The organism is Mycobacterium sp. NGS34, assembly GCF_059812845.1.
In genome coordinates, this window is sequence record NZ_JCALDM010000001.1 from 761,300 (window position 1) to 786,648 (window position 25,349).

The 25,349-nt window shown below is 69.9% G+C and carries 29 protein-coding genes; 17 read left to right on the plus strand and 12 right to left on the minus strand.

Going from position 1 to position 25,349, the window contains the following annotated elements:
* Nucleotides 1–62 precede the first annotated feature (62 nt).
* The gene (locus AC5Y7V_RS03675; RefSeq protein ID WP_499878667.1) at nucleotides 63–833 is read left to right on the plus strand and encodes a trans-aconitate 2-methyltransferase; all 771 of its coding nucleotides are present in this window, start codon (nucleotides 63–65) and stop codon (nucleotides 831–833) included.
* Here AC5Y7V_RS03675 and AC5Y7V_RS03680 read toward each other — a convergent pair whose 3' ends face one another.
* Together AC5Y7V_RS03680 and bluB are read right to left on the minus strand one after the other, a co-directional pair.
* Nucleotides 834–2,198, minus strand: a complete 1,365-nt coding sequence (locus tag AC5Y7V_RS03680) for a sulfatase family protein (protein ID WP_499878668.1) — start codon at nucleotides 2,196–2,198, stop codon at nucleotides 834–836.
* A 52-nt stretch (nucleotides 2,199–2,250) separates the two neighbouring features.
* The gene (gene bluB / locus AC5Y7V_RS03685) at nucleotides 2,251–2,916 is read right to left on the minus strand and encodes a 5,6-dimethylbenzimidazole synthase (RefSeq protein ID WP_499878669.1); all 666 of its coding nucleotides are present in this window, start codon (nucleotides 2,914–2,916) and stop codon (nucleotides 2,251–2,253) included.
* Between the two features lie 31 nt (nucleotides 2,917–2,947).
* On the opposite strand from bluB, the gene AC5Y7V_RS03690 reads away from it, so the two are divergent.
* Complete coding sequence (locus AC5Y7V_RS03690) at nucleotides 2,948–3,232, plus strand: hypothetical protein (protein ID WP_499878670.1); 285 nt, start codon at nucleotides 2,948–2,950, stop codon at nucleotides 3,230–3,232.
* Here AC5Y7V_RS03690 and AC5Y7V_RS03695 read toward each other — a convergent pair.
* Nucleotides 3,216–3,698 carry a hypothetical protein gene (locus AC5Y7V_RS03695; RefSeq protein WP_499878671.1) on the minus strand — a complete coding sequence of 161 codons (483 nt, stop codon included), beginning with the start codon at nucleotides 3,696–3,698 and terminating at the stop codon, nucleotides 3,216–3,218. The genes AC5Y7V_RS03690 and AC5Y7V_RS03695 overlap by 17 nt on opposite strands.
* A gap of 36 nt (nucleotides 3,699–3,734) precedes the next feature.
* On the opposite strand from AC5Y7V_RS03695, the gene AC5Y7V_RS03700 reads away from it, so the two are divergent.
* Together AC5Y7V_RS03700 and AC5Y7V_RS03705 are read left to right on the plus strand one after the other, a co-directional pair.
* Nucleotides 3,735–4,352 carry a phosphatase PAP2 family protein gene (locus AC5Y7V_RS03700; RefSeq protein ID WP_499878672.1) on the plus strand — a complete coding sequence of 206 codons (618 nt, stop codon included), beginning with the start codon at nucleotides 3,735–3,737 and terminating at the stop codon, nucleotides 4,350–4,352.
* Between the two features lie 71 nt (nucleotides 4,353–4,423).
* Nucleotides 4,424–5,077 carry a L,D-transpeptidase family protein gene (locus AC5Y7V_RS03705; RefSeq protein ID WP_499878673.1) on the plus strand — a complete coding sequence of 218 codons (654 nt, stop codon included), beginning with the start codon at nucleotides 4,424–4,426 and terminating at the stop codon, nucleotides 5,075–5,077.
* On the opposite strand, the gene AC5Y7V_RS03710 is transcribed toward AC5Y7V_RS03705, so the two are convergent.
* The gene (locus tag AC5Y7V_RS03710; protein ID WP_499878674.1) at nucleotides 5,067–5,561 is read right to left on the minus strand and encodes a nuclear transport factor 2 family protein; all 495 of its coding nucleotides are present in this window, start codon (nucleotides 5,559–5,561) and stop codon (nucleotides 5,067–5,069) included. The genes AC5Y7V_RS03705 and AC5Y7V_RS03710 overlap by 11 nt on opposite strands.
* A 106-nt stretch (nucleotides 5,562–5,667) precedes the next feature.
* Nucleotides 5,668–6,258 (minus strand): TetR/AcrR family transcriptional regulator, encoded by a 591-nt coding sequence (locus AC5Y7V_RS03715; protein WP_499878675.1) that lies wholly within the window; start codon nucleotides 6,256–6,258, stop codon nucleotides 5,668–5,670.
* A 38-nt stretch (nucleotides 6,259–6,296) separates the two neighbouring features.
* Between AC5Y7V_RS03715 and AC5Y7V_RS03720 the strand changes: the two genes are divergently transcribed.
* From AC5Y7V_RS03720 to AC5Y7V_RS03735, 4 genes are all read left to right on the plus strand, one after another.
* On the plus strand, nucleotides 6,297–7,523 hold the full coding sequence (locus tag AC5Y7V_RS03720; RefSeq protein ID WP_499878676.1) for a hypothetical protein: 1,227 nt from the start codon (nucleotides 6,297–6,299) through the stop codon (nucleotides 7,521–7,523).
* Nucleotides 7,524–7,677: 154 nt separating this feature from the next.
* Nucleotides 7,678–9,558 carry an Hsp70 family protein gene (locus tag AC5Y7V_RS03725; protein ID WP_499878677.1) on the plus strand — a complete coding sequence of 627 codons (1,881 nt, stop codon included), beginning with the start codon at nucleotides 7,678–7,680 and terminating at the stop codon, nucleotides 9,556–9,558.
* A 143-nt stretch (nucleotides 9,559–9,701) separates the two neighbouring features.
* Nucleotides 9,702–11,168 (plus strand): DUF7159 family protein, encoded by a 1,467-nt coding sequence (locus AC5Y7V_RS03730; protein ID WP_499878921.1) that lies wholly within the window; start codon nucleotides 9,702–9,704, stop codon nucleotides 11,166–11,168.
* Between the two features lie 42 nt (nucleotides 11,169–11,210).
* Entirely contained in the window at nucleotides 11,211–11,603 is a 393-nt protein-coding gene (locus AC5Y7V_RS03735) for an Rv0313 family protein (protein ID WP_499878678.1), read from the plus strand.
* A 13-nt stretch (nucleotides 11,604–11,616) separates the two neighbouring features.
* On the opposite strand, the gene AC5Y7V_RS03740 is transcribed toward AC5Y7V_RS03735, so the two are convergent.
* Nucleotides 11,617–12,351 carry a DUF3060 domain-containing protein gene (locus AC5Y7V_RS03740; RefSeq protein WP_499878679.1) on the minus strand — a complete coding sequence of 245 codons (735 nt, stop codon included), beginning with the start codon at nucleotides 12,349–12,351 and terminating at the stop codon, nucleotides 11,617–11,619.
* A gap of 47 nt (nucleotides 12,352–12,398) precedes the next feature.
* Here AC5Y7V_RS03740 and AC5Y7V_RS03745 point away from each other — a divergent pair, with 47 nt between their 5' ends.
* Nucleotides 12,399–13,424 carry an NADP-dependent oxidoreductase gene (locus AC5Y7V_RS03745; protein WP_499878922.1) on the plus strand — a complete coding sequence of 342 codons (1,026 nt, stop codon included), beginning with the start codon at nucleotides 12,399–12,401 and terminating at the stop codon, nucleotides 13,422–13,424.
* Here the strand turns inward: AC5Y7V_RS03745 and AC5Y7V_RS03750 are convergent.
* On the minus strand, nucleotides 13,421–14,020 hold the full coding sequence (locus AC5Y7V_RS03750; RefSeq protein WP_499878680.1) for a hypothetical protein: 600 nt from the start codon (nucleotides 14,018–14,020) through the stop codon (nucleotides 13,421–13,423). The two genes, AC5Y7V_RS03745 and AC5Y7V_RS03750, sit on opposite strands and share 4 nt — an antisense overlap.
* A 118-nt stretch (nucleotides 14,021–14,138) precedes the next feature.
* Here AC5Y7V_RS03750 and AC5Y7V_RS03755 point away from each other — a divergent pair, with 118 nt between their 5' ends.
* The gene (locus tag AC5Y7V_RS03755) at nucleotides 14,139–14,591 is read left to right on the plus strand and encodes a MarR family winged helix-turn-helix transcriptional regulator (RefSeq protein ID WP_499878681.1); all 453 of its coding nucleotides are present in this window, start codon (nucleotides 14,139–14,141) and stop codon (nucleotides 14,589–14,591) included.
* Nucleotides 14,592–14,744: 153 nt separating this feature from the next.
* On the plus strand, nucleotides 14,745–15,578 hold the full coding sequence (locus tag AC5Y7V_RS03760; RefSeq protein ID WP_499878682.1) for a glycoside hydrolase family 16 protein: 834 nt from the start codon (nucleotides 14,745–14,747) through the stop codon (nucleotides 15,576–15,578).
* 3 nt (nucleotides 15,579–15,581) lie between these two features.
* Here the strand turns inward: AC5Y7V_RS03760 and AC5Y7V_RS03765 are convergent, their stop codons facing one another.
* Together AC5Y7V_RS03765 and AC5Y7V_RS03770 are read right to left on the minus strand one after the other, a co-directional pair.
* The gene (locus tag AC5Y7V_RS03765; RefSeq protein ID WP_499878683.1) at nucleotides 15,582–17,102 is read right to left on the minus strand and encodes a glycosyltransferase family 39 protein; all 1,521 of its coding nucleotides are present in this window, start codon (nucleotides 17,100–17,102) and stop codon (nucleotides 15,582–15,584) included.
* A gap of 35 nt (nucleotides 17,103–17,137) precedes the next feature.
* Nucleotides 17,138–17,446: a hypothetical protein gene (locus AC5Y7V_RS03770; RefSeq protein ID WP_499878684.1), complete on the minus strand. Its 309-nt coding sequence runs from the start codon at nucleotides 17,444–17,446 to the stop codon at nucleotides 17,138–17,140.
* Between the two features lie 30 nt (nucleotides 17,447–17,476).
* Between AC5Y7V_RS03770 and AC5Y7V_RS03775 the strand changes: the two genes are divergently transcribed.
* The 3 genes from AC5Y7V_RS03775 to AC5Y7V_RS03785 are packed head-to-tail and all read left to right on the plus strand — an operon-like array spanning nucleotide 17,477 to nucleotide 19,182.
* Nucleotides 17,477–17,782: a hypothetical protein gene (locus AC5Y7V_RS03775; RefSeq protein WP_499878685.1), complete on the plus strand. Its 306-nt coding sequence runs from the start codon at nucleotides 17,477–17,479 to the stop codon at nucleotides 17,780–17,782.
* 21 nt (nucleotides 17,783–17,803) lie between these two features.
* Nucleotides 17,804–18,475, plus strand: coding sequence for a GAP family protein (locus tag AC5Y7V_RS03780; protein WP_499878686.1), 672 nt, complete (start codon nucleotides 17,804–17,806; stop codon nucleotides 18,473–18,475).
* A 26-nt stretch (nucleotides 18,476–18,501) separates the two neighbouring features.
* Nucleotides 18,502–19,182 (plus strand): GAP family protein, encoded by a 681-nt coding sequence (locus AC5Y7V_RS03785; protein WP_499878687.1) that lies wholly within the window; start codon nucleotides 18,502–18,504, stop codon nucleotides 19,180–19,182.
* Here the strand turns inward: AC5Y7V_RS03785 and AC5Y7V_RS03790 are convergent.
* Nucleotides 19,173–19,913, minus strand: coding sequence for a hypothetical protein (locus AC5Y7V_RS03790; protein ID WP_499878688.1), 741 nt, complete (start codon nucleotides 19,911–19,913; stop codon nucleotides 19,173–19,175). The genes AC5Y7V_RS03785 and AC5Y7V_RS03790 overlap by 10 nt on opposite strands.
* A 24-nt stretch (nucleotides 19,914–19,937) precedes the next feature.
* Between AC5Y7V_RS03790 and AC5Y7V_RS03795 the strand changes: the two genes are divergently transcribed.
* The gene (locus tag AC5Y7V_RS03795; protein WP_499878689.1) at nucleotides 19,938–21,434 is read left to right on the plus strand and encodes a bifunctional phosphatase PAP2/diacylglycerol kinase family protein; all 1,497 of its coding nucleotides are present in this window, start codon (nucleotides 19,938–19,940) and stop codon (nucleotides 21,432–21,434) included.
* A 165-nt stretch (nucleotides 21,435–21,599) separates the two neighbouring features.
* On the plus strand, nucleotides 21,600–23,012 hold the full coding sequence (locus tag AC5Y7V_RS03800) for a PE family protein (protein ID WP_499878690.1): 1,413 nt from the start codon (nucleotides 21,600–21,602) through the stop codon (nucleotides 23,010–23,012).
* Nucleotides 23,013–23,025: 13 nt separating this feature from the next.
* Here AC5Y7V_RS03800 and AC5Y7V_RS03805 read toward each other — a convergent pair whose 3' ends face one another.
* Together AC5Y7V_RS03805 and AC5Y7V_RS03810 are read right to left on the minus strand one after the other, a co-directional pair.
* Nucleotides 23,026–23,529, minus strand: a complete 504-nt coding sequence (locus AC5Y7V_RS03805) for a PE family protein (RefSeq protein WP_499878691.1) — start codon at nucleotides 23,527–23,529, stop codon at nucleotides 23,026–23,028.
* Nucleotides 23,530–23,665: 136 nt separating this feature from the next.
* Nucleotides 23,666–24,649, minus strand: a complete 984-nt coding sequence (locus AC5Y7V_RS03810) for an NAD(P)-binding domain-containing protein (protein ID WP_499878692.1) — start codon at nucleotides 24,647–24,649, stop codon at nucleotides 23,666–23,668.
* 86 nt (nucleotides 24,650–24,735) lie between these two features.
* Here AC5Y7V_RS03810 and AC5Y7V_RS03815 point away from each other — a divergent pair, with 86 nt between their 5' ends.
* A complete protein-coding gene (locus AC5Y7V_RS03815; RefSeq protein ID WP_499878693.1) occupies nucleotides 24,736–25,344 on the plus strand; it encodes a cutinase family protein in 609 nt (202 codons plus the stop codon).
* Nucleotides 25,345–25,349 lie beyond the last annotated feature (5 nt).

Genomic DNA, 25,349 nt, shown 5'->3' on the forward strand with positions numbered 1-25,349 from the left:
CATGCGGTAATACGGTTTATCTGTCAGCTCGAGCCGTGATGGTGTTGATCAGGAGGACCGACATGTGGGATCCCGACGTCTACCTGGCCTTTGCTGACCATCGCAGCCGCCCGTTCTACGACCTGCTGTCGCGGGTGGGCGCCAAGCAGGCGCGCCGGGTGGTCGACCTGGGCTGCGGCCCCGGTCACCTGACGAAGTACCTGGCTCGGCGCTGGCCCGAGGCGGCGATCGAGGCGATGGACAGCTCGCCGGAGATGGTCGCCGCGGCCAAGGAACGCGGGATCGACGCCGTCGTCGGCGACCTGCGGGACTGGAAGCCCAAGCCCGACACCGACGTGGTGGTGTGCAACGCGGCGCTGCACTGGGTGCCCGAGCACACCGATCTGCTGGTGCGGTGGGCCGGCGAGCTGGCGCCCGGCTCGTGGATCGGCGTGCAGATCCCGGGCAACTTCGAAACCCCCTCCCACGCCACGGTGCGGGCGCTGGCCCGCCGCGAGCCCTACGCAAAACTAATGCGCGACATACCGTTTCGCGTCGGGGCGGTGGTCCAGCCACCGATGACCTACACCAACCTGCTGCTGGACGCGGGATGCCGCGTCGACGTGTGGGAGAGCACCTACCTGCACCAGCTGACGGGTGAGAATCCGGTGCTGGAATGGATCACCGGAACGGCGCTGGTCCCGGTGCGCGAGCGGCTCGACGACGAGGGCTGGGAGCAGTTCCGCCGGGAGCTCATCCCGCTGCTCGACGACGCGTACCCGCCCCGGGCGGACGGCACGACGATCTTCCCGTTCCGCCGGGTGTTCATCGTCGCCGAGGTCGGCGGCGCTTAGCTACTCCTCGATGCCGCGGTCGACGGCGATCGCCGAGCGGCTGCTGGGCTTCATGTGGTGGATCTGCAGGTAGGTTTCGGTGTAGCGCACCGCGATGCGCACGCCAGCGAACTCCGAGGGTATGACGTCGCCGGTGCGCTGGCGCCAATCATGCAGGCGCACAGCCAGATCCGCGGCGACGGCGTCGACGTCCGGGTCGCCACCGGTCAGCAGGTTGTTCGTCTCCGCGGGATCGGTTCGCAGGTCGTAGAGTTCGCGCTCCGGACGCGGGCCGGCGATGAACGGCTCGACGGCGTGCCCCGACGGGCTGTCCTTGATGTCCAGCGGCAGGTCGAGCAGCGGGCGGGCGGCGTAGTTCTCGATGTAGAGGTATTCGTTGGTGCGGATGGCGCGGATGGGGTCGAACGAGTCGTGATAGGTCTTCATGGAGTACACGTGCTCGCGCACCGGTTCGGCCGGCGGCTCCGGCGCGAGCAGCGCGCCGGCGTGTGACAGGCCCTCGACGTCGGCCGGCACCCGCAGGCCCAGCAGGTCCAGCAGCGTCGGCACGAAATCGACGCCGCTGAACAGCTCGTCGTAAACGCGCGGCGCCGCGGCCCGGCTGGTCGGGGGACGGACGATCATTCCGATGCCGGTACCGGCGTCGTAGAGCGTGGACTTGGCGCGCGGGAACGCGGCGCCGTGGTCGGTGAAGAACACCACCCACGTGTTGGCGTCCAGGCCAGTTTCGGCCAGCGTGTCCAGCAGCCGGCCGACGGCGGCGTCGGCGGCGGTGATCGCGCCGTAGAACTCGGCGAGGTCCCCGCGGACCTCGGGGGTGTCGGGCAGGTAGCCGGGGGTGTCGACGTCGGCGGCGTCGGCCGGCTCGTAGCGGTCCCGCGGATAGGGTCGGTGGGTTTCGAAGAACCCGGCCGTCAGCAGGAACGGTTGGCCCCCGAGGTTTTCGGCGCTGTCCTGCAGCCACTCCTGGGCCCGGCCCACCACGTAGTCGCAGTAGGAGTTGGACACGTCGAATTCGTCGAAGCCGAGGCGTTTCGGATAGGACGTCTCGTGTTGCATGCCGAAAAGCGCCGAGTACCAACCGGACTCGGACAATATCTGCGGCAGGGTCCGGACGCCGCTGCGGTATTCCCAGCCGTGGTGGGCCAGGCCGACCAGGCCGTTGCTTTGCGGGTAGCGCCCGGTGAACAGCGACCCGCGCGACGGCGAGCACAGCGGCGCCGTGGCGTGCGCCCGCGTGAACAGGATGCCCTCGGCGGCGAGCCGGTCCAGGCGCGGGCTGGACACGTCCGGGTGGCCGTAGACGCCGAGATATCGCCCCAGGTCGTGCCAGTGCACGATCAGCACGTTCTCTTTAGCCGTCATTGCCTCACCTCGACCGGCGACGATACCGCAGGGTGGTCGCGTTCACCGGGCGTTACGCTCGGCGCGATTCCCAGCCGTTCTCGGAGACGAACTCTGGCAGCGGCCGCCCGTAGGCCCAGCCGTCGAGCTCCAGCGCCGGCCGGTCCGGAAACTCGGGCACCGGGCCCAGGCACAGGATGGCGACCGGTTCGGCGTCGTCGGGCATCGCCAACAGGTCCGCCAGCCGTCGCGGATCGAACAGGGAAACCCAGCCAACGCCGAGGCCTTCGGCGCGCGCGGCCAACCACAGGTTCTGGATCGCGCAGGACACCGACGCGAGATCCATCTGCGGCAGCGTCCGCCGGCCGAACACGTGCTTGTCGCGGTCGTCGCCCAGCGCCACCACGAACAGTTCGGCGCATTCGAGGATGCCCTCGACCTTCAGCGCCAGGAACTCCTCGGACCGCTCCCCGAGGGCCGCGGCGGTGCGCGGCCGCTCCTCGTCGACGAGGGCGTGGATGCGACGCCGCAGCGCGTCGTCGGTGATGCGGATGAACCGCCACGGCTGCATCAGCCCGACGCTGGGTGCGGCGTGCGCGGCCCGCAGCAATCGCCCCAGTACCTCCTCGCTCACCACGCCGCCCGGTGAGAACCGGCGCATGTCGCGCCGCTCGGCGATCACCCGATACACGGCGCGCCGCTCCTCGGGGCTAAACGCCTGATCGGTCACGCCAGCCATCGTAGGGAAATCCGCGTTAGCGTAGTGCTCCATGAAGTTTTCCGACCTGCTGGACCAGCTGCCCGCCGACGGCGCCGACGCGCGCGTCTACGGCGAGCCCTACGAGACCGCCGACGGGGCCACCGTGATCCTCGTGGCCAAGCCGCTCGGCGTGTTCGTCGTGCACCGGGGGGAGGCGTCCTGGGTGCCCGCCGTGGACGGCAACCGGATCGCGCTGATCGGCGTGATCACCGGCCTGCTGGCGGCGGTGATCGCCAGCCTGGCGGTGTTGCGGCAGCCGCCCTGGCCGAAGATGACGTTCACGGACTATAAGTGACGCCGACTGCGCGGAAGACGTACTCGGGCGGCATGTCGAAGGCCAGCGACCGTCGCGGCAGGCCGGCGAGCACGTCGGGGGAGAGGGCCACCTTGTAGTGCAGCGACAGGTGGCCGCTGAACTTCTTGTCGACCTCACTGACGTCGACGTCGACCTGCACACCGGTCGACGAGATCTCGACCTTGGCCGCGCCGGTCTGCGGCGCGTCCCAGCGCGCGTCGACGGTCGGCCCGGCCAGCTTGGGCAGCATGGACACCGTCGCCAGCACGCGCTCCGAGGTGAGGGCCAGCGACCCGACGTAGCTGGCGACGCTGTGCGGCAGCCGCACGCCGGGGATGGTGCCGCCGAACCGGCGGGTCACCGCGACGTAGTCGGCGAGGTAGAGCAGGCCCTCCGCCTCGACCTGAGCGTGCAGATCGGCGGGTAGCTTGCCGATGCCGAACAACCTGCGGACGAAGACCGCCATGACTGCCAGTATGACCGTGCTGGTATCGGTGGGGTGATGACCCGTACCCGCACCGTCGCGGCCGCCGTGGCGGCCGTCGCTGTCTACGCCGCGATGTGGGTGGGGTACCGCGAGGGCTGGAGTTGGTTGCACCGCGCCGATTGGTCGTTGCTCGACGCGGCGCACGGCGTCGCGGTCAAGCACCCGGCGTGGGTGCGCTTTTGGGACGTCGTGTCGTTCGCGCTCGGTCCGGTTCCGTTGCGGCTGTTGGGGTTTGGGGCCACGGTCGCGGCGCTGGTGAGGCGCCAGGTGCGGGCGGCGCTGGTGCTGCTGGCCTGCGCGCCGCTGAGCGGTCTGGTGACGACGGCGGCCAAGGCCCTGGTGAACCGCCCCCGGCCGTCGACCATGCTGGTGGCGGCATCGTCGTCGTCGTTTCCGTCGGGGCACGCGCTCGAGGTGACGTCGGCGTTGCTGGCAATGCTTGCCTTCGTGCTGCCGATGCTCAGTCGCGCGCTGGGCCGCGCCGCGATCGCGCTGACGGCGCTGAGCCTGGCGTTGGTCGGGATTGCCAGGGTGGCGCTGAACGTGCATTACCCGTCGGACGTGCTGGCCGGCTGGTCGCTGGGCTACCTCTATTTCCTGCTTTGCCTGTTGGTGTTTCGGCCGGGGTGGTAACGCCGCGGTGACCTAACCGGGTCTAAAGCTTTACTTGACCCCGGCGTTCGCGTGGCCGGACCATTGATTCCATGCGCCGACTGCTCGCTTCGCTGTGCGCTGCGGCGTGCCTGATGGTCGCGGCGCTGGTGCTGGCACCGGTGAGCGGTGCGGCGACTCCCTGGTTCGCGAACTCCGTCGGCAATGCCACGCAGGTGGTTTCGGTCGTCAGCACCGGCGGGTCGAACGCGAAGATGGACATCTACCAACGCAGCACCGGCGGCTGGCAGGCGCTGGTGACCGGCATCCCCACCCACGTCGGGTCCGCGGGCATGGCGCCGCAGGCGCGCAGCGGGGTCCCGGCCACGCCGATGGGCGTGTACACCCTCGATTCCGCCTTCGGCACGGCACCCAATCCCGGTGGGGGGCTTCCGTATACGCAAGTGGGGCCGAACCATTGGTGGAGCGGCGACGACCACAGCCCCACCTTCAACAGCATGCAGGTCTGCCAGAAGGCGCAGTGCCCGTTCAATACGGCCGACAGCGAGAACCTGCAGATCCCGCAGTACAAGCACGCCGTCGTGATGGGCGTCAACAAGAACAAGACGCCGGGCGGCGGGGCCGCGTTCTTCTTTCACACCACCGACGGCGCGCCCACCGAGGGGTGCGTGGCGATCGACGACGCCACGCTGGTGCAGATCATCCGCTGGTTGAAGCCCGGCGCGGTGATCGCGATTACGAAGTAGCCAGCGCGCGGCCGGGCTTGATCTTGAAGTCCATGCCCTCCAACGACATGGTCGCGTCGTAGGTCCGGTCGTAGCCGGTGCCGCTGATCTTCCAGCCGGCGTCGGTGCGCCGGTAGGTGTCTCGGTAGAAGGCCGCGCCGATCAGCATGAAGTTGAGGTCGGCGACGATGACCCGGTCCTGCAGATACCAGCTGCCCGTTGCGGTGTCGCCGTCGACGGTGATGTCGGGGTGGGTCACCCGGTGCTCGGTGATGACGTTGAGCGGCAGCGACGTCCGCATGTACTCGACGAGGTCGGCGCGGTTGGTGAAGTGCAGCTCGTTGCCGATCGACGGGCCGTAGTCGGCGGTGATGTCCTCGGCCAGCGTTTCGGCGAAGTCGTCCCAGTGCTTGGTGTCCAGCGCCCGCAGGTAGCGGTATTTCACCTGCTTGATGGCTTCGATGTCGGCGAACTCTTGAGGGGTCATCCCGACATTGCAGCACACGGTGATCGGCCGGTGGTGGTCGGACGGGTGGGTTGGCTTTTCGCCGAGACTTAAATGTGTGCGGCTCGTCGCGGCGTGTCGTGTGCGTGGTGTAAGTGTCGCGGCGTCATTGCAGCGCGCGGGTGGCCATCTCGATCAGGGCGCGTCGCTCCAGGCTCCAGTCGATGGGGGTCCCGGTGATCATCTGCACCAGCACCACACCCCGCAGCGCCGCCCAAATCACCTCGGCCACCCCGGCATTGGCCGGATCGTCGGTGATCAGCCGGCCGAGCTGGCCGATCGCGGCGTTCATTTCCATCAGGTGGCGCCGCGACGACGCGCCCGCCCCGCCCCGGGTGGCGCGCAGGATCTCGAATGCGGCCATCGACGTCGGGCTGCTGTAACAGCTCCACGCGGTGTCGACGACGACCTCGATGCGCTCGCGCAACGGAAGCTCGCTGAAGTCGGCCGAGGAGAGGCTGTCGACCAGCCTGGCCACGCCGTCGTCGACGACGGCCGTCAGCAGGCCGTTGCGGTCCCCGAAGTGATACTGGATGACTCCCCACGTCACGCCGGCGCGCTCGGCCACGTGCTTGGCGGTCGCGGCGGCGAACCCTTCCTCCATGATGCAGCGCACGGTCTCGTCGATGATCCGCGTGCGCGTGTCATCGCCGCGCTTGCGCGGCGCGCTGGTGCGACGGGTGGGAGCGATCGGCATTGTTGACTTTATAACATAAAGCCGACTATTTTTGGCCCGTGACCGGATCCCGATACGCAGGGCTGTCCCGCCAGGAGCTGTCCGTCCTGGTTCCCGAACTGCTGCTGGTCGGGCACATGATCGACCGCTCCGGGATGGCGTGGTGCATCACGGAGTTCGGCCGCGAGGAGATGGTGCAGATCGCCATCGAGGAGTGGGCCGGCGCGAGCCCGATCTACACCAAGCGCATGCAGCGGGCGCTGAACTACGAGGGCGACGACGTGCCCACCATCTTCAAGGGCCTGCAGCTCGACATCGGCGCGCCGCCGCAATTCATGGACTTCCGCTACACCATTCACGACCGTTGGCACGGCGAGTTCCAGCTCGACCACTGCGGCGCGCTGCTCGACGTGGAGCCGATGGGCGACGAGTACGTCTTCGGGATGTGCCACACCATCGAGGATCCGACGTTCGACGCCACCGCGGTGGCGACCAACCCGCGCGCGCAGATGCGCCCCATTCACCGGCCGCCACGGGTGCCGGCGGACCGGCAGCCGCACTGCGCCTGGACCGTGGTCATCGACCAGTCCTACCCCGAGGCGCAGAGCATCCCGGCGCTGGAAATCGTGCGCCAAACGCGAGCCGCCACTTGGGAATTGGATCCCATCGACCGCTCCGACGAGGGCCAGGCGGATTACTCCGGACCGTTGCTGTCCGATTTCGACTTCGAGGCGTTCTCGCACTCGGCGCTGGTGCGCATGGCCGACGAGGTGTGCCTGCAGATGCACCTGCTGTATCTGTCGTTCGCCGTCGCGGTCCGGGCGCGCGCCGCCAACGACGCCCACGCCGTCGACGTGTGCACCCGCGGCCTGACCGGCCTGGCCGGGCTTGGGGCCGAGCGGATCCACCGCGCATTGCACTTGCCCGGCGGGATCGAGGGAACCCGCAGGGTGCTCGACCTGCACCCGCTGCTCAACCCCGCGGGCTACGTCGTCGCGGAAACGGCGCAGAACCGGCTGACGGTGCACCGCTCGCCCGCCCACGACGACGCCGCCTGGATATCGCTGTGCTCGCCGGAATCCGTGCAGCCGCTGCAGGCGATCGCCACCGCGGTCGACCCTCGCCTCGAGGTGAGGGTGAGCGGCACCAAGACCGACTGGACCGCCGAGCTGGTCGAAACCGATACCGCGGCAAGGGAACTGCCGGAGGTGCAGGTCGCGAAGGTCAGCCACGGATCGACGTTCCAATTCGAGCCGAGGCGCTCGCTGCCGCTCACTGTGATCTGAGCACCCGCGTTCTGTCAAGGGAGGCCTCGATACCGTTTCGGTGACGACACGGCATCGACCGGATACCAATGAGCTTGCGGCCGGGCTGAATACAGCCGGTGCGCGGCTATGGTTAACGCTGGCCACCGACCCTATAGACGAAAGTTCTCGCTCTATGTACGACCCAGTGGGGTTGTCGATCGGGACCGCGAACCTCGTCGCCGCGCGCGACGGAAGTTCGCCGGTTGCACGCCGCGCGGTGCTGACGCTTTATCCGCACTGCGCGCCGAAAATCGGCCTGCCCAAGGAGAACCCGGCGCTGTCCGAGCCCGGCGTGCTCATGCGCGGCTTCGTGGAGCGCGTCGGTGACTCGGTCGCGCTGGTGTCACCCGACGGGTCCGCCCACGACCCGGACCTCCTCATGGTGGAGGCGCTGGACGCGATGGTGGCGGCCGCCGGCGCTGACTCCGGCGCGTCGGAGATCTCCATCGCCGTCCCGGCGTATTGGAAACCCGGCACGGTGCAGGCGCTGCGCAACGGTCTACGAACGCATTTGGGCTTCGTCCGAAGTGGCATGGCGCCCCGCCTGGTTTCCGACGCGATAGCGGCGCTGACGGCGGCCAACGCCGAGCTGTGCCTCGCGGCCACCGGCGTGGTCGGCCTGCTCGATTTCGGTGGCGGCGGCACCTCGGCCACCTTGGTCAACCTCGCCGGCGACTTCGAACTCGTCACACCCACAATGCGTTACGCCGCCTTCTCCGGCGACGAGATCGACCAGGCCTTGTTGCTCAAGGTCTTCGAGGAACTCGGGCACGGCAGCGGGATGGACCCGGCCAGCACCGCGGCGGTCGGTCAGCTCGGCCTGCTCCGGGAGCAGTGCCGCGCGGCCAAGGAGCAGCTGTCCACCGAAACCGTGGCCGAATTCTCGGCCGAGCTCGGTGGTCGCCGGTGCACCATGAAGCTGACCCGCGACGAGCTGGGCGACCTGATCCAGGACCGGCTGTCCGGCTTAATCTACGCGTTCGACGAGATGCTGGCCCGGCACAAGAGGAGCTGGTCCGACCTGTCGGCGGTCGTCATGGTCGGTGGCGGGGCCAGCATTCCCCTTGTCAAGGAACGCCTTTCGGTGCACGGCCGCCGGCCCGTCGTCAGCCCGTTGGAGCCGGCGCACGCCGCTGCCGTGGGCGCGCTGCAGATCGCCGCCCGGGGGGAGCGGCTGGATCTCCGCACGCACACGTCCATCGGGCTGCTCACGGCGGCCGCCGGGGAGATCGTGGAATTGCCGGCCGGCGACGTGTTGGTGATTGACGACGAGGCGCTCACGGACCGCGAATTGGCCTGGTCGCAAACTGAATACGGCCCGGACATCCGGGTCCCGTACAGCCCCACTGCCTTCGACGAAGAAGGCGGGTCCGGCTGGTCGATGCGCCTCAACGTCATCGAGCCGCCGAAACCGAGCTCGTGGCGGCGGCTCCGGTTCTCGCAGTTGGTCGTCGGGATGTGCGCCGTTGTGGCCATGACCTCGATCGGCGGCGTGGCCTACACCCTGTCGGGCATCGAAAACCACCAGGCGCCGCCGGCGCCCACCGTCGCGCCCCTGCCCGCGCCGCCCGTCAGTTCGCTGCCGCAACGGCCCGTGCCCCCGCCGCCGACGCCGGTTCCGCCGCCGCCCAGTGCCGCACCGGTGCCCAGCCCGGCGCCGCCACCGCCGCCCCCGCCGTCGCCGCCGCCCGCCGCGCCGGCGCCGGTGATCGTCACCACGGCGCCGCCGGTCGTCCCCACCCGGCATCCCGCGCCGCCGGTCACCACCCAGCCGCCGGTCACGACGGCGATGACCACCACGCCTCCGCCGCCCCCGCCGCCGACGACGACGCCGCCCGCGGCCCAGACGACGACGCCCACAACGACGGTGCCGATGACTACGCAGTGGATCCACGTGCCGCTGCTGCCGGTGCCGATACCGGTTCCGGTGCCGGCGAGCCAGGCTCCTCCGGCGCCTGCGGCCCCGCAGTATCCGGGGAATTCGCAGAATCCGTTCCTCAGTCCGGGGTATTGATCGGCGCCCTGTGACCTCCGTCAATCACAGCTGAATCGAACGAGCGCATCCGGCCGCACGCGAGTAGCGTGGTGTCACCCAGTCGGGCGGGGTCTGTTTCTTGGTGCCCTCTGTTGAGGGTCTCGGAGGACCTGGAGGCGCAAGTGGAAATTGTGCTGGGGGTGTCGATGGCACCCTCGATGGTGCGGTTGGTCCTCATCGAGGGCCAAAACGCCGACGGTGTCACGGTCGAAGAGGACCGCTTCGCGGTTGCCGCCGGCGAGGACTCGGGAACGTCTGCGGCGGCCGATCAAGTAATCGCCGCGATCGTCGGGACCCGGGAGGGAGCGACCGCGAGCCACTGCCGGCTGACCTCGACGGGGGTGACGTGGACCGACCCCGCCGACGTCGGTCCGCTGCGGGATGCGATCGCCGCGCACGACGTCGGCGCGGTCATGCTCGTCTCCCCGTTGCTCGCCGCGGCTGCGTTGGCGCAGACGGTCGGCGAAGCGCTCGGTTACACGCACATCGCGATGTTGTTCGTCGAGCACGACAGCGCGACGTGGGCGGTCGTCGAGGTGGCCGACGGTTCAATCGCCGCCCTGCACCGCCGGCAGCTGCTGGGCGACATCGGCGACGAGATCCCCGCGATGGTGGCCGGGCTCGACCGGCGGGCCGAGGGCGTGTTTGTCGTCGGCTCCGGGACGGGGCGCGGCGACGACGTGTTCGCAATCAAGGCTGCGCTCGAGGCCGCGACGGCGCTCGACGTGACGGTGCCGGAGGAGCCGGACATGGCGCTGGCTCGCGGGGCCGCGTTGGCGTCGGCGAACGCGCCGCTGTTCGTCTCGTCGACGGCTGCCCAGGCCTATGCACTGGATCCGGCTACCGGCGAGGTGGATTCCCAAGCGGTCACGTCGACCTACCTCGACGTCTGGGGCAACGCCGACCCAAGCGGTGGCGCGCTGGCGTACAGCGCCCTGGAATTCGAGGCGGAGGACGGCGCGAGCTCGCGTGGGCGCGGGTCGTTCGTGCTCGCCGGCAGCGCGCTGGCCGCGATCTCGGCCGCCGCGGCGGGCGTCATGGTGGTTTCGCTGACATCGGACACGCATCCCGCCCCGGCCCCGCAGCCCACCCCGGGCGCCGTCGCCCCGGCGAACCGGGTGCCGCAGCCGGAGGCGCAGGTGCCCGCGCCCGGCCCGCCCGGCCCTGCGGCGCCCGCGGTGGCGGCGCCGCCGGCTCCGGCGCCCGAGCTCGCCCCGCCGGCCCCGCCCGCCCCGGCGCCCGAGGTCGCCATCCCGCCGGCGCCGCCCGCCCCGGCACCGGTGGCCCAGCCTGCGCCGGTGGTCCAGCAGGCGCCCGCGCCGCCGCCTCGTCGCGCGCCCGCCCGGCGGGCGCCGGAATCGGCGCCGCCCCCCGTGCAGCAGGCACCGGCACCAGCGCCTCCGCCCGCCGCCCCGCCGCCTGAGCAGGTCGCGGCTCCCGCGCCGGCGCCGCCGTATCAGCGGCCGCCTCTGACCCTGTACCTGCACTTCCCGTTCTTCACGGTGCCAGTTCCGATCAACCCACCCCAGCAGCCGGCCCCGCCGCCGCCCGGCCCCGCAGGCCCGCCCGTGGCACGAGGCGGCGACTGAGCGCACACTGGGCAGTAACGCTGTTTGTGCAAGGAGGCCTGCGTGGGCGAGTACGGTGCGTTCGGGTTCGATCCCGAGGATTTCGACCGCGTGATCAGGGAGGGCAGCGAGGGGCTGCGGGACGTATTCGAGAAACTCGGCAGATTTGTCACCGCGCCGGTGCCGGGGACAAGTTGGTCCGCGTTGTTCGAGGACCTGTCCCGGCGGCCACGCCGCGGGCCGGAGACTGCCGGCGAGGCCGGTGACGGGGTGTGGGCGATCTACACCGTGGATGCCGACGGCGGCGCCCACGTCGAACAGGTTTACGCGAGCGAACTCGAGGCGCTGCGCGCCAACAAGAACAACGTCGACCCCAAGCGCAAGGTGCGCTTCCTGCCCTACGGCATCGCGGTCAGCGTCCTCGACGACGATTCGGATTCGGAGCAGTCCACCTAGCCCGGCGGCGCGCTCAGCCCTGCTGCACCACGTTGGAACCGCCGGCGTTGCTGATCTTCGGGTTGCCCGAGTGGTAAGTGATCTTGTTGTCGAAGCCGGAGGCGTCGATGCTGTCGACGGCGTCGACGGTGATGGCGTTCTGGACGCCGGACACCGTGAGGCTCTTGCAGTGCCCGGTGATCACCACCGTGTTGGAAACCCCGCTCACGCTGACGATGTTGTCGTTGCAGGCGACGGTGCGGTTCTCGTTGATGCCGGAGATGCTGAGGCTGCCGCCCGGCGGCGCGGTGGGTGACGTCGACGGCGTCGTCGTCCGGGTCTTGGACGGGGTGGGTTTCCGGGACGTGCTCGAGGGTGGACCGAACGTCGCGGTGACGCTGGGCATGGTGGGCGTCGAGCTGATCATCGACCGGACGCCCGAAAGCTGGTGCGCGGCAAACGCGGCGATGCCACCGGCGAGCGCCAGGAATCCGACCACGATCACGGTGCCCAGGATCCACCAGGTGCGGTTACCCGAGGACGAGCGCGGCGGTGGCCCGGAGAGCGGGCCGCCGTAGGTCCACGGGCTCTGCGGCGGCGGGGGCGAAGGCGACCCCGGTGAATACGCGCCGGGTGGTGTGTAGGCGCCGGGTGAATACGGGTAGCCGCCGGGCGGCGGCGCCTGTCCGGATTCGGACGCGCGTGCCGTGTCGGCCAGGGGGCGCTCGAGTTCGCGGATGCGCTCTTCCGGGTCGTCCTGCGAGTTCATGCGAAGATGCTCCCATTGGATCGGCCCGTATGGGTAGTTTCAGCACCGTGCCCGAGTTGCCGAACCGCCAGATCCTGTTGCGTCGCCGCCCCACCGGGCTGGTCCAGCCCGACGACACCGAGCTGGTCACCACGCCGGCGCCCGAACCCGCCGACGGCGAGGCGCTGCTGCGAACCACCTACGTCGGCCTCGACGCCGCCGTGCGCACCTGGCTGAACGACCAACCGGGCTACCTTCCGCCGGTGCAACTGGGCGAGGTGATCCGGGCGGCCGGGATCGGCGAGGTGGTGGCGACGCGCTGCGACGCCTTCAAGGTCGGTGACGTCGTCACCACCCTGAGCGGCTTCCAGGAGTACGTGATCATCCGCGACGACGTGTTCAGCACGCCCGTTCCGGGCAGGGGGACAGTGGATCACCTGGCGGTGATGTCGGTGTACGGCCCGACCGGGGCCACCGCCTACATCGGAATGATGGATATCGGCCGCCCGCAGCCCGGGGAGACGGTGGTGGTGTCGGCGGCCGCGGGCGCCACCGGGTCGATAGCCGGGCAGATCGCCAAGATCGCCGGCGCCCGCGTGGTGGGCATCGCGGGCGGCCCGGAGAAGTGCCGGGCGGTGGTGGAGGACTTCGGGTTTGACGCCTGCATCGACTACAAGAACGAGGACGTCGCCGCCGCGCTCAAACAGCATTGCCCGCGCCGGGTCAACGTCTACTTCGACAACGTCGGGGGGCCGATCCTCGACGCGGTGCTGGGCCGGCTGGCGACCAAGGCGCGGGTGGTGCTCTGCGGCGTCATCTCCAGCTACCTCACCGGGCAGCACCCCGGCCCCGCCAACTACGTGAACCTGCTGTCGAAGACCGCGCTGATGCAGGGCTTCAACGCGCTCGACGACTGGGGCCGCTTCGACGAGGCGCATGCCGCGCTTCGTCAGTGGGAGCAGGAGGGCCGAATCAAGGCGCGCCAGACCGTGTTTGAGGGCGTCGACTCCTGCGTCGACGCCCTCAACGGCCTGTTCACCGGGGCCAACATCGGCAAGATGTTGGTCAAGCTGAGCGAACCGGCTTCGGGTTAGCCCTCACCGAGGACGCGGTGCAGCGCCTTCTTGGCGTCGGTCAGAGCCTCCAGCACCTTGGTCCGGGTCTCGGCGAGCTGCTGCTTCTGCTCGTCGGTGCCCGTCCAGGTGATGGTGCGGGCCAGGCCGGCGAGTTCGAAGAGCTCCCTGCGGATCTTGAAGACGTCGCCGAACTTGGCCGCCCGCCCGAGAAAGGCGTGCGCCGTCTCGCTGCTCACGCCCCGCCAGGCCAGCAGGTTGCGACCCAGTTCGGTCAGCGTCGCGACACCGTTGTCGACCGTGACCACCCCCCGGCCGGCCAGCAGGCCGATGGCGAGCTCCGCCACGTCCTGCGGCGGCGTGAACGCGCCCTCGGTCGCGTCGGACACCCGCTGCACGATCTGCGCGGCGTCGGCCGGCCCGTCGAGCAGCAGCGCCGCGGTGACGAACGCCGCCCGCTTGAGGAAAGGCCGCCGTCCGGGTCCGCCGTGGCCGAAACCACCCTTGAACCCGAAGCCGCCGTGTCCCCAACCCTTTTCGCCCTCGCCGCCAAAGCCGGGACCACCGAAACCGGGACCACCGAAACCCCCGAAACCACCGAAAAATCCACCAGACATCGCTGTCGTTCCTTTCCATATCGGACTATCAAGCTCCTTGATACCACCGCGGTCGGGGATGTCAAGTAAATTGATGGTTGTGGTCCGGAGCGGCGGGTCGCGTGCCAGCATGAGGGGTATGACTCAATCCCACGAGGCGCCGCTGGGGTTTTTGTTGTACCGGGTCACCGCGGCGCTGAGGCCCCAGGTTGCCGCGGAGCTCAAACCGCTGGGCCTGTCCCTGCCGGAGTTCGTGTGCATGCGGATCCTGTCCAACCACCCCGGGCTCACGAGCGCCGAGCTGGCGCGGGGCACCCACGTCTCGGCGCAGGCGGCCAATCAGGTGCTGCACGCGCTCGAGGAGCGCGGCGCCCTGAGCCGTCCGGCGTCAACACCCTGGGGCCGGGCAATGCCGGCCCGGCTCACGCGCCGCGGCAAGGCGCTGCTCAAACGGGCCGACGCCGCGGTCCGCACGGCCGATCAACGGATCCTGGGCCGGCTCACCGCCGACGAGCAGCGCCAGCTCAAGCGACTGCTTTACGCGGCGGGAACCCGCGCGGCGACGGACGGCGACCCGGATCCGCCCCGCTAGCAGCGGTTAGTCCGCGGAATTGGACGGCGACGCACCGGCTCGCGAGATGCGTGCCGCCCCCTCCGCGTGGTTTTATAACACCGTTTGCGAGAGTTGCCCAGGGGGATCGTGGCCCGCTTGGGGCCGCGGCGTTAGAGATTGGTGGTAGTGCATATGGATCGTCGCAGCATGTTGCTGACCACGGGACTCGGCATGCTGGCGGCGGTGGCGGCGAGCCCCATCCCGGAGGCGCTGGCCGACCCGTCGCTCCCGGCGCCGCCGAAGGCGCCGTCGGCCGGTGGCGGCGGCTACATTTTCTCCGACGATTTCGACGGCCCGGCGGGCTCGGCTCCGGACCCGGCCAAGTGGACGGTGCAGACCTGGCAGGACGACGTGTTCCCGCCGGTCGCGGGGATCTACCGTGACGACCGCCGGAACATCTTCCAGGACGGCAACTCCAACCTGGTGCTGCGCGCCACCCAGGAAGGCGATACCTACTACGGCGCCAAGCTGCGCGGCAACTTCCGCAGCATGATCAACCAAACCTGGGAAGCGAAGATCAAGCTGAACTGCTTGGAACCCGGCCTGTGGTCCGCGTTCTGGGGTGTCAACGAGGACCCGCTGCCCGACGGCGAGGTCGACCTGTTCGAGTGGTACGGGAACGGCTCCTGGCCCGCGGGAACCACGGTCCACGCGGCGTCCAACGGGAAAACCTGGGAGGGGAAATCGATTCCCGGGTTGGTCGACGGCGGCTGGCACACCTGGCAAATGCATTGGGGCGAAAACGGATTCCAGTTTTCGCGGGACGGGTCGCAGTACTTCACCGTTCCCAACAAGCCCATCCACGTCCACGGCGGCGCCCCGGACGACTTCCGGTGGCCGTTCAACAACCCCGGCTACTGGATGACGCCCATGTTCACGCTGGCGGTCGGCGGTGTCGGCGCCGGCGATCCTGCCGCGGCGGGCTACCCGGCGGACATGCTCGTCGACTACATCCGCATCTGGTGAGCCTCAGCGTTCGGCCTTGATCACCTGAACCAGGTTGAATTGCCAGCGTTCGACCAGCCGCAGGCCCAGGTCGTGCGTCACCGCGAAGGCGGGCGTGGGCCCGTAGACCGGGCCGGGTGGAAGCGCCGGGCCCTGCTCGTGGCCGGGCACGGCGGGGTCGGCCTGGGTGATGATCCACACGACGCCGCACCGGCTCAACGGCGCGGTGACGACCTCCGGGATGAGGTTGGTGTCGAAGACGTCGCGGCGGTCCGTCGCGCGTTGCCACAGCGTGAGGTCGACCAGTTTCCGGTACGCATCCGGGCGCGCGGCCAGCAGCGGGCGCATCGGGGCGGGCATGAACGTCACCGTGTCGTTCACCAGTAGGCAATCGCCCGGCGCCGCCTTGGCGGTGATCAGATCGGCCACCTGGCTGTAGTCCATCCCGTACTTGGCGTACGGGTTACGTTGCGCGCGAACGTAGTTCGGTGCGGCGGCGACGGCGAAAAGTGTGACCAGCGCCGCCGCCGCCCACGGCCTGGCGGTCACCGCGGCGGTGCAGACTCCCAGGATCAGCGCCATCGCCGGCGCGGTGAAGGCCAGATAGCGCGGCGTGTAGATCGGGTGGGCCAGCGCCGAGAAGAGCACGATCAGCGCCGTCGGTATCGTCAGCCACGCGACCGCGATGGTCAACAGTTGCCGATCCCCCGGCGCCAGGCGCGCGGACCGGCTGAGCCACAAGACAATTGCCGCGACCACCACCAGGGCCGAGAGAACCGCGAACGGCGGGCTCCGCTCGAAGTACTGCTGGACCACCACGTCCTCGATCGTCCGGTGCCCGATCGTGGGCACCCACTTGATCTGAGGCGACTGCCGGGCGACCGTCGCCAAGAACGGGGCCAGCGCGCCCACCACCAGCGTCGCCGTAATGGCGAAGCGCAGCAGCACTTTTCGGGCCGGGACAAAGACGGCGATGAACACCAGGTGCGCCAACACCAGTAGCGCCAGGTACGCGTCCAGCAGAATCGACACGGCCAGGGCGACGCCATACGACAGCCACGGCAACGGGCCGTCGCGGCGCGCCGCGACGACCAGCAGCACGGTTACCCACACCGCGGCCATCATCGAAAGGGCGTAGGGCCGCGCCTCGACGCCCGCCCACGTCGTCCGCGGCAGGACCGCGCACAGCGCCCCGGCCGCCACCGCGACAGTGCGCGACGAGAACTGCCTGCCCAGAACAACCACGCCGGCCGCGGCGCCGCCCACCGCCAGACCGCTCGGCACGCGGGACCAGAACTCGGTGGGCGGAAAGACCTGGAACCAGCCGTGCATCAGCAGGTAGTACAGGCCGTGCACCGCATCGACGTTGCCCAGCATCTGCCACAGCTGATACAGGGATCGGCTGTAGGAGGCCGAGATGGTCGCGGCCTCGTCGTACCAGAACGACGGGCGGGCGGCGCCGGCCAAACTTATTGCGGCCGCGAGGACTCCGACCACCAGCGGGTCGAACGCTTGTCGTGACTCGCGGGTATCGGAGGCGCTCACCGCCCGCTATGTTGCCAGACGCGCCGACCGAGCCGTCAGCCGTTGTTCAGGTACAGGTACCACAGCCCGTCGGCACCCTCGCGGCACGTGTAGTGGGTGTAGCGCCCGTTGTCGTATTCGATCTCGACGTTCGGGCCGTCGACGAGGCACGCGGCCTCCGTCGAGTAGACGCCCTCGACCTGAACCTCGTCGGCGTGGGCCACGCCCACCGCGGTGGTCAGCAGCCCGCCGAGCGCCAGGAAGCCGGCAGCGATCAACGTCCTCATCTGGATCTTCCCCTCGATAGCGGTGACGCGACTATAGGCGTCCGCCGGGGCCCGCGATCCGGAAATGACGTTGCTCATCGATGGGCCATTCGAACGTATGATCGACAAATGGGCGACCTGGCGTCGATCGGATACAACGGGCAGCCGGTCCGCGACCCGTTCCGCGTGGTGCGCCCGCCGATCGCCGTGCTGGTTGACCTGACGGTGCTCTTCCCGCGCGAGCCCCATCGCTCGGGGCGGTATCAGCCCAACGGCCTGCAGCTGCACAAGGTCGTCGAAGGCCGGCTGAGCTGCTGGGGCATCTGCGAGCAGGGCGACTGGTGGGGGCTGGTCACGTACCCGATCGCGTACGGCTCCAGGCGGAAGACCGTGACGCACTGGGTGCCGGCCTGGACGTTGCGCCGGAAGGGCTGAGCAATGGGATGATTGCTGCCCGTGGCAGACAACCTGGCTTCCGTTCTGACCAAGCTCATTCCGCTCGGGGTGGTCATCGCGGTCTCACCGATCACTGTCATCCCGGCAGTGCTGGTCCTACACGCGCCGCGGCCGCGGCCGACCAGCCTGGCGTTCCTCGGCGGGTGGCTGGTGGGCATGGCCGCCCTCACCGCGGCGTTCGTCGGGGCCTCCGACCTGTTGGGCGGCCTGCACCAGACGCCGCCGAAGTGGGCGTCGTGGCTGCGTGTGGTGCTGGGGCTGGCGCTCGTCGCGTTCGGCGTGTTCCGCTGGCTGACCCGGCATCGTCAGGGCAAGACCCCGGCCTGGATGCGTTCGTTCTCCAAGCTGACCCCGCTGCGCGCCGGCGTGACCGGGGTGGTGCTGACGGTGGTGCGCCTCGAGGTGCTGATCCTGTGCGCGGTCGCCGGCCTGGCGATCGGCACGGGCGGGCTCGGTGTCGTGGCCGGCTGGGTGTCCGGCGCCGTCTTCGTCGCCGTGTCCTCGTCGACGGTCGCCGCGCCGATACTGGCCTACGTCGGCTCCGGCGGCCGCCTCGATGACGCGTTGGAACGGCTCAAGGTGTGGATGGAGCAGAACCACGCCGCCATGCTCGCGGTCATCCTGGTCCTGATCGGTTTGTTGGTGCTTTACAACGGAATTCAGGCGCTGTAGCGGCGCGGCAGGCTAGATTGCTGCCCATGGCAGGAAGCTGGGCTACCGTCGCGACCGGGCTGATTCCGCTCGGGTTGGTCATCTCGCTCTCGCCGCTCACCGTCATCCCCGCGGTGCTGGTGTTGCAGGCGCCGCGGGCCCGGCCGAGCAGCCTCGCCTTCCTCGCCGGTTGGGTGCTGGGCATCGCCGCGCTGACGGCGCTGTCCGTCGCCGCCTCCGGCCTGCTCGGCGGTCTGGACAAGTCGCCGCCGCGGTGGTCGTCCTGGCTGCGGGTCGTCCTCGGGGCGGCGCTGATCGTCTACGGCGTCTTCAAATGGTTCACCCGGCACGGCCACTCCGAGTCGCCGGCGTGGATGCGAACGTTCGACACCATCGCCCCGGCCCGTGCGGGGATTACCGGGGCGGCGCTGGCGGTGGTGCGGCCGGACGTCGCGCTGATCTGCGTGCCGGCCGGGCTGGCCATCGGCACGGCCGGGCTGGGCCTCGGCGGGGACTGGCTGGCCGCCGCGTTCTTCGTCGTCGTCGCGGCGTCCAGCGTCGCGGTCCCGATCCTCGCCTACGCGGCCGCCGGTCAGCGCCTCGACCCGACGCTGGCGCGGGTCAAGGACTGGATGGACAAGAACAACGCCGCCCTACTGGCGGTGCTGTTGGTGGTGATCGGCGCGATGGTGCTCTCCCACGGGATTCGTGCGCTGTATCACCTGTAGCCCCCGTCGGACAGGCCGGCGTCTTCCTCGAGACGGTTGGTCTTGCCGAGGGCCAGCTCGCGGACCAGTTCCCAGCCGTAGCCGCCGAGCATGCCCAGATAGCCCCTAGCCGCCCATTGCCGGCAGTGCCGCTCCTCGTGGTGCAGCACCCGGTCCAAGTCGGGGCCGTTCGGCGCAAGCCCGAACCGGACGATCCGGCGCAGCCGCTCGGCCGGATCGCTGAGCTCGCCGCCGTTGAGCATGAAGATGTCGCCCCAGGTGGTGCCGCCGCGGCGGCTGAACTGCCGCTGCAGCCAATTGCCGCCCACTCCCATCAGGATGCCGTTCGGGGTCGTCACCAGGCGGCCCCCGTTGCGGTGCACGAACCGGACGTCGCGCGAGTAACTCCAGCGATTTGCGTTCTGCCGCTTGATGATCCGCGCGACCTCCGCGGCGCAGTAGGGCGCCTCGGGAAAGTCCGCCGGCCGGCGGCCCGCTTTGGCGTAGTCGGTCCCGGCGTTGAGGACGTAGGTCATGAGCGTCGCCGCGCGCGCGTCGTCCCCGCCTATTGCCGGCGGCAACAGGAAGAAAGACTTGCCGTGTGAGTCCTTGATCTCCTCGGCCCGCGCGAGGATCGCAAAGCTCTCCGGCGTGACGGCGTGCCGCCGCGCGATCTCGGCGACCGCGTCGGCGGGCACCCCCCGGCGGCGGGCGTTTTGCCGCCACGCCTCGGAGTAGCCGTTTGCGCGCACGCTTGCCAATTTAAGGTGGAGTCGATGAACAAGCGGCCCTGGCAACGCCCGCGCGGCGTCGAGCAGATCACCCGCGGACTGGGCACCCTCGATCGAGAGCTGTTCGAGGCGATCGCCGAGACGCCCACCCCGCTGCTGGACACGCTCATGCCGCCGCTGACCCGGGCGGCCGATCACTCCAAGCTGTGGCTGGCCATCGCGGCGGCGCTGCTCGCGTCGGGCAAGCGGTCCGCGCAGCGCGGCGCGACCCGCGGCGTCGTCACGCTCGGGGTCACCAGCCTGGTCACCAACCAGGTCGCCAAGCGAATCCGCCCGCGCCCGCGGCCCGTCTACGACTCGGTGCCACTGGTCAGGCGGGTGCGCCGCCGTCCCACCTCCAACTCGTTGCCGTCGGGGCACTCGGCCAGCGCCGCCGCGTTCGCCGTCGGGGTGGGGCTGGAGAATCCCCCGCTGGGCTTCGTGCTGGCGCTGCTGGCCGGCCTGGTCGGGCTGTCGCGGGTGGCGACGGGCGCGCACTACCCGGGTGACGTCCTCGCCGGATTCGGCATCGGTGCCGGCGTCGCGGTGCTGGGTGGCCGGCTCGTGCCGCCGATCGCCGAAACGGCGCTGCCCCGCAGCGAACCGCTGATCGTCGACACGCCGCAACGGCCCGACGGCGCCGGCGTCGTCCTCGTCATCAACCCGGCGTCGGGCAGCGGCACGGGCGCCCGTGTCGCCGACGAGATCCGCGCCAAGCTGCCCAAGGCGGAGATCGTCGAATTGGGGCCCGGCGAGGACCCCGAGCCCGCACTGCGCCGCGCGGCCGAACGCGCCGAGGTGTTGGCGGTCGGCGGCGGCGACGGCACCGTGGCGGCCGCCGCGTCGGTCGCCATCGACGCCGGACTCCCGTTGGCGGTCTTTCCCGCCGGGACGTTCAACCACTTCGCCAAGGACATCGGCTGCGACACGGTGGCGAAGACGGTTGCCGCGATCCGGCGCGGCAGCGTGGTCCGCGTCGACCTGGTGTGCCTCAACGAAACTCGGATGGTGCTCAACACCGCGAGCATCGGCGCCTACCCGAAGTTCGTGCAGCGGCGCGAGAAATTGGAGAAGCGCGTCGGCAAGCCGGTGGCCAGCTTCTACGCGCTGCTGCGCACGCTGCGCAGCGACCGGCCCGTCACCATCCGCTACGACAACAAGACCTTGCAGACGTCGTTGTTGTTTCTCGGCAACTCGGTGTATCTGCCGAGTGGATTCGCGCCGGCGTGTCGCACCCGCATGGACGACGGGCTGATCGACGTGCGCATCCTGGAGGCCGGCCGGCCCTGGGCGCGGACCCGGATCCTGGCCGCGCTGGCGCTGGGCCGCCTGTCGCGCAGCAAGCTCTACCACGAGCTGCAGGTGCCGGAGTTCAGCTTCTCGGCCGTCGACGGCCCGACGGTCGTCGCGCACGACGGCGAGGTCGGCGAGCGATACGACCACGCGAGTTTCGCCGCGAAATACCGGATCCTGCCGGTGTTCCGGCCGTCGGCGACCGTTTAACAGCCCCGGCACAGTGCTCGCTTAGCGTCGCCTCAGCGATCGGGTGTTTGCTCGGAGGGTTGCTGCGATGACCGCTGAAACTTGGGATCGGTAGGCCGGGCACGCGACAACGATTTTGCCTATTCGGCGACCACCGGGCGGTCGCCGCGTCGGTCGGAGGTCGGGATGTCCTATTTGGTTGCGGTCCCTGAGTACGTGACGGCGGCGGCCTCGGATCTGGCGAATGTCGGTTCCACGATCAGCGCGGCCAACGCGGCGGCGGCGGCCCCGACCTCGGCGGTGGCGGCCGCGGGCGCCGACGAGGTGTCGGCGGCGGTCGCAACGTTGTTCGGTGCGCACGCGCAGGCCTACCAGGCGATCAGCGCCGACGCGGCGGCGTTTCACCAGCGGTTTGTCGAGCTGCTGAATGCGGGTGCGGGCTCCTACGCCGCGGCCGAGGCCGCCAATGCCAATCCCCTGCAGGGGGTCCTCAACGACATCAACGCGCCCTTCGAGGCGCTGCTGGGCCGTCCGCTGATCGGCAACGGCGCCGACGGCACCCCCGGCACCGGCGCCAACGGCCAGAATGGCGGGCTGCTGTGGGGCAACGGCGGGGCCGGCGGATCCGGCGGGCCCGGCCAGAACGGCGGCAGCGGCGGCAGCGGCGGGTTCTTGTTCGGCGATGGCGGCCGCGGCGGAAACGGCGGGAACGCGATCGGCGCCGGGGTGGCGGGCTTCGGCGGCAACGGCGGCAGTGCCGTCGGACTTTTCGGCAACGGCGGCGGCGGCGGGACCGGCGGTGTCAGCGTCAACGGCGTCGGCGGCGACGGCGGCTTCGGCGGGAACGGCGGGTTCCTGATCGGCAACGGCGGCATCGGCGGGACCGGTGGCAACGGCTTCGTCGCCGGCTGGGGCGCCGCCGGCGGCAACGGCAGCAGCTTGATCTACGGCCTGGGCGGCGCGGGCGGCGCCGGCGGTTCCAGCCTGAACTTCAGCAACGGGCTCGCGGGCGTCGGCGGTGACGGCGGCAGCGGCGGCGCGCTGTTCAACCTCATCGGCACCGGCGCCGACGGCGGCGCCGGCGGGGCGGCCGTGGGCGCCGGCAACATCGGCGGCCAGGGTGGCCAGGGCGGCAGCGGCAGCGGTCTCGTCTTCGGCCTCGGCGGCCACGGCGGCGCCGGCGGCACCGCCCTGACGCCCGGCGGCACCGGCGGGCCCGGCGGCGTCGGCGGCGACAACGGCTACGTGTTCAGCGATGGCGCCGGCAGCATCTACGCGGGCGGTTCCTTCTTCGGCATCGGCGGCGCCGGCGGTGACGGCGGTGTCGCCCAGGCCGGCGGTCACGGCGGCACGGGTGGGCTCGGCGGGCTCGGCGGCCTCCTGTTCGGCCTCGGCGGGCACGGCGGTAACGGCTACGGTGCGCCCGGCCTGGCCTTTGGCGGCAACGGCAGCCAGGGCGGCTACGGCGGCCTGCTCTTCGGCATCGGCGGCGCCGGCGGCAACGGCGGCGTCGGGAACATCCCCGGCGTCGGCGGGCAAGGCGGCTTCGGTGGGTATTACCTGTTCGGACCCAATGGGCCGAACGGGTTACCGGGCTGATTTAGCGGTGGGCCTACTTGAAGAGGCCTTGGACAATTGCCGTGGCAATGGCGTTGGCTAATGAGTTGATAATCGGGTCCAGGACTGGTGCGAACAAAAAGAATAGGAAACGGCCGATTAAGTTCTGCAGGTCGACCAAGAGCTGGTTAAAGAACTGGCCCACCGGGTTGGCGGCGGGGACGGCGGCGCCGGCGACCGCGCTCGCGACGGCGGCGAGGGGCTGCATGACCGCGGCGTTCGCGGCCTCGGCGCTGGTGTAGGCCCCCGCGCCGGCCTGCAGGTTCTGCGTGAATTGCTGGTGAAAGGCCTCCACCTGCCCGGCGAGCGCCTGGTATTCCTGGCCGTGCGCGGAGAGCAACTGCGCCACGGCGGCCGATACCTGGTCGGCGGCGGCGGCGGGCACCGAGGCGGTCGAGCCGGCAGCCGCGCTGTTCGCGGCGCTCAGCGTCGAGCCGATATTCGCCAAATCCGTTGCGGCCGTGCTGATGAGCCCTGGCGCCGCGACCAGACCCGACATGCCCGTCCTCCTAGCGCCTCATCGAGCCATTTCGAGATGGCAAAAGTATCGCTCGAAAGCCGCGATTTTCACAAGTCGCCTTCTGCGGTTACCCGGCCGGCAAGAAATCACCCGTTCCGAATTTCACTCTTATCTGCTAGAAGGCTCCTAAATGGTGGTTCCTCTCGCCCAGCCGGGCGCGCAAATCTTCCTCGAAGGAGACGACCGCGGGATTGAGCCGCTCGGCCCGCATCCGCTCCAGATTCGGGTAGCCGGCGTCGCGCTCGGCGTCCCACTCGTCGGCGAACCTGCCCGACTCGATGTCACTGAGCACCTCGCGCATCACCTGAAGGACGTCGAGGCCGTCGTAGCGATCCGCCCGTGACATCTGGCCGTACTGGCTGGTCGGTGAGTGGTAGCGCATCTGGCCGGCGTAGCCCTCGAGCCGCAGCAGCCGGTAGCTGCGTTCGACCTCGCCCGAGAGCACGAGTTCGGTGATGATCGCCTCGAGCGGGATGCCGGCCCGGGACATCAGCTCGACGAAGCTCTTGGAGACCCGGCCCAGCGCGGGGGCGAGCACCTGCTCCACCGCGAGATCCAGGACGGCCTCCTGGCGCGGGGTCATCTCGATCGCGCCCTGGCGCAGGCCGCCGATGGCCCAGCCGATGGCCAGCGTGCGGGCCAGCGCCGTCCCGGAGTTGTCCTTGCCGATGCCGAGCGCGGTGATGAACCCGACGCCCTCCAAATAGCACTCGCGCACCTCGGGACCGAGCATCCGGGGAGCGACCATGCCGAGGTCGCAATCGGGGTCGATCCGGTCGAAGGCCATCACGTAGCCCGACGCAAGCACCCACAGCGCGTCCGGTTTGGGGGTGATGGGCAGCTCGGGGATGACGTCGTCGGGGATGAGGGTGCAGATGACGTCGCACTCGCTGGCCGCCTCGATCTCGCGGGGCGTGAAGCCGTCGGCCTCGGCCAGCTCGCGCGAGGCGTCGGCCCGGGCGAAGACGTCCACGGCGAGGCCCGAGTCACGCAGGTTGAGGGCCCACGACCGACCCTGATTGCCGTACCCGACGACGGCAACGCGTTGCCCGTCGAGCACCGAGAGGTCGGCGTCGGATTCGTAATAGATCGTCGTCATCGCAGATCCTCTCCGCTTGTGCTCACCCCCCAAGATGATGCGCCGACGGGGCTGACCCGATGTCAGTAAGTCCGTAAAATCGCGTCATGAGGCTTGTCGCCGCCGCCTCGCTCGCCGCAGCGTTGCTGATTGCGCCGGTTCCGCTAGCGACGCTGATTCCGTCGGCATCGGCGGCATGTCCCGACGCCGAAGTGGTTTTCGCGCGCGGCCGAGAAGAACCACCGGGCGTCGGCGCGGTCGGCGACGCGCTGGTCAATTCGCTGCGCGGCAAGACGCGTATGTCGGTCGGCGAGTATGGGGTCAACTATCCCGCCAACATCAGCACCGGAAGCGGCGCCAACGATATGAGCGCCCACGTCCAATTCATGGCCAAGAATTGCCCGAATACGCGCATGGTGCTCGGCGGCTATTCGTTGGGTGCCGAGGTGGCCGATCTTGTCACCGGTGGGCGTTCGGGATTCGGATTTACCAACCCCCTGCCGCCGGGCGTGGATCAGCACATCGCAGCGGTCGCTTTGTTCGGCAACGGCACCCACGGAGTCGGGCCCGCCTTCGCCGGTAAGACGATCGACCAGTGCGCGCCGGGCGACCCCATCTGCGGGAGAGGCCTGAACTGGCCGTCGCATCTGCAACCGTCATACATCGACTCGGGTCTGGTGGATCAGGCCGCCGGCTTCGCTGCCGGGAGGCTCTAGGACGG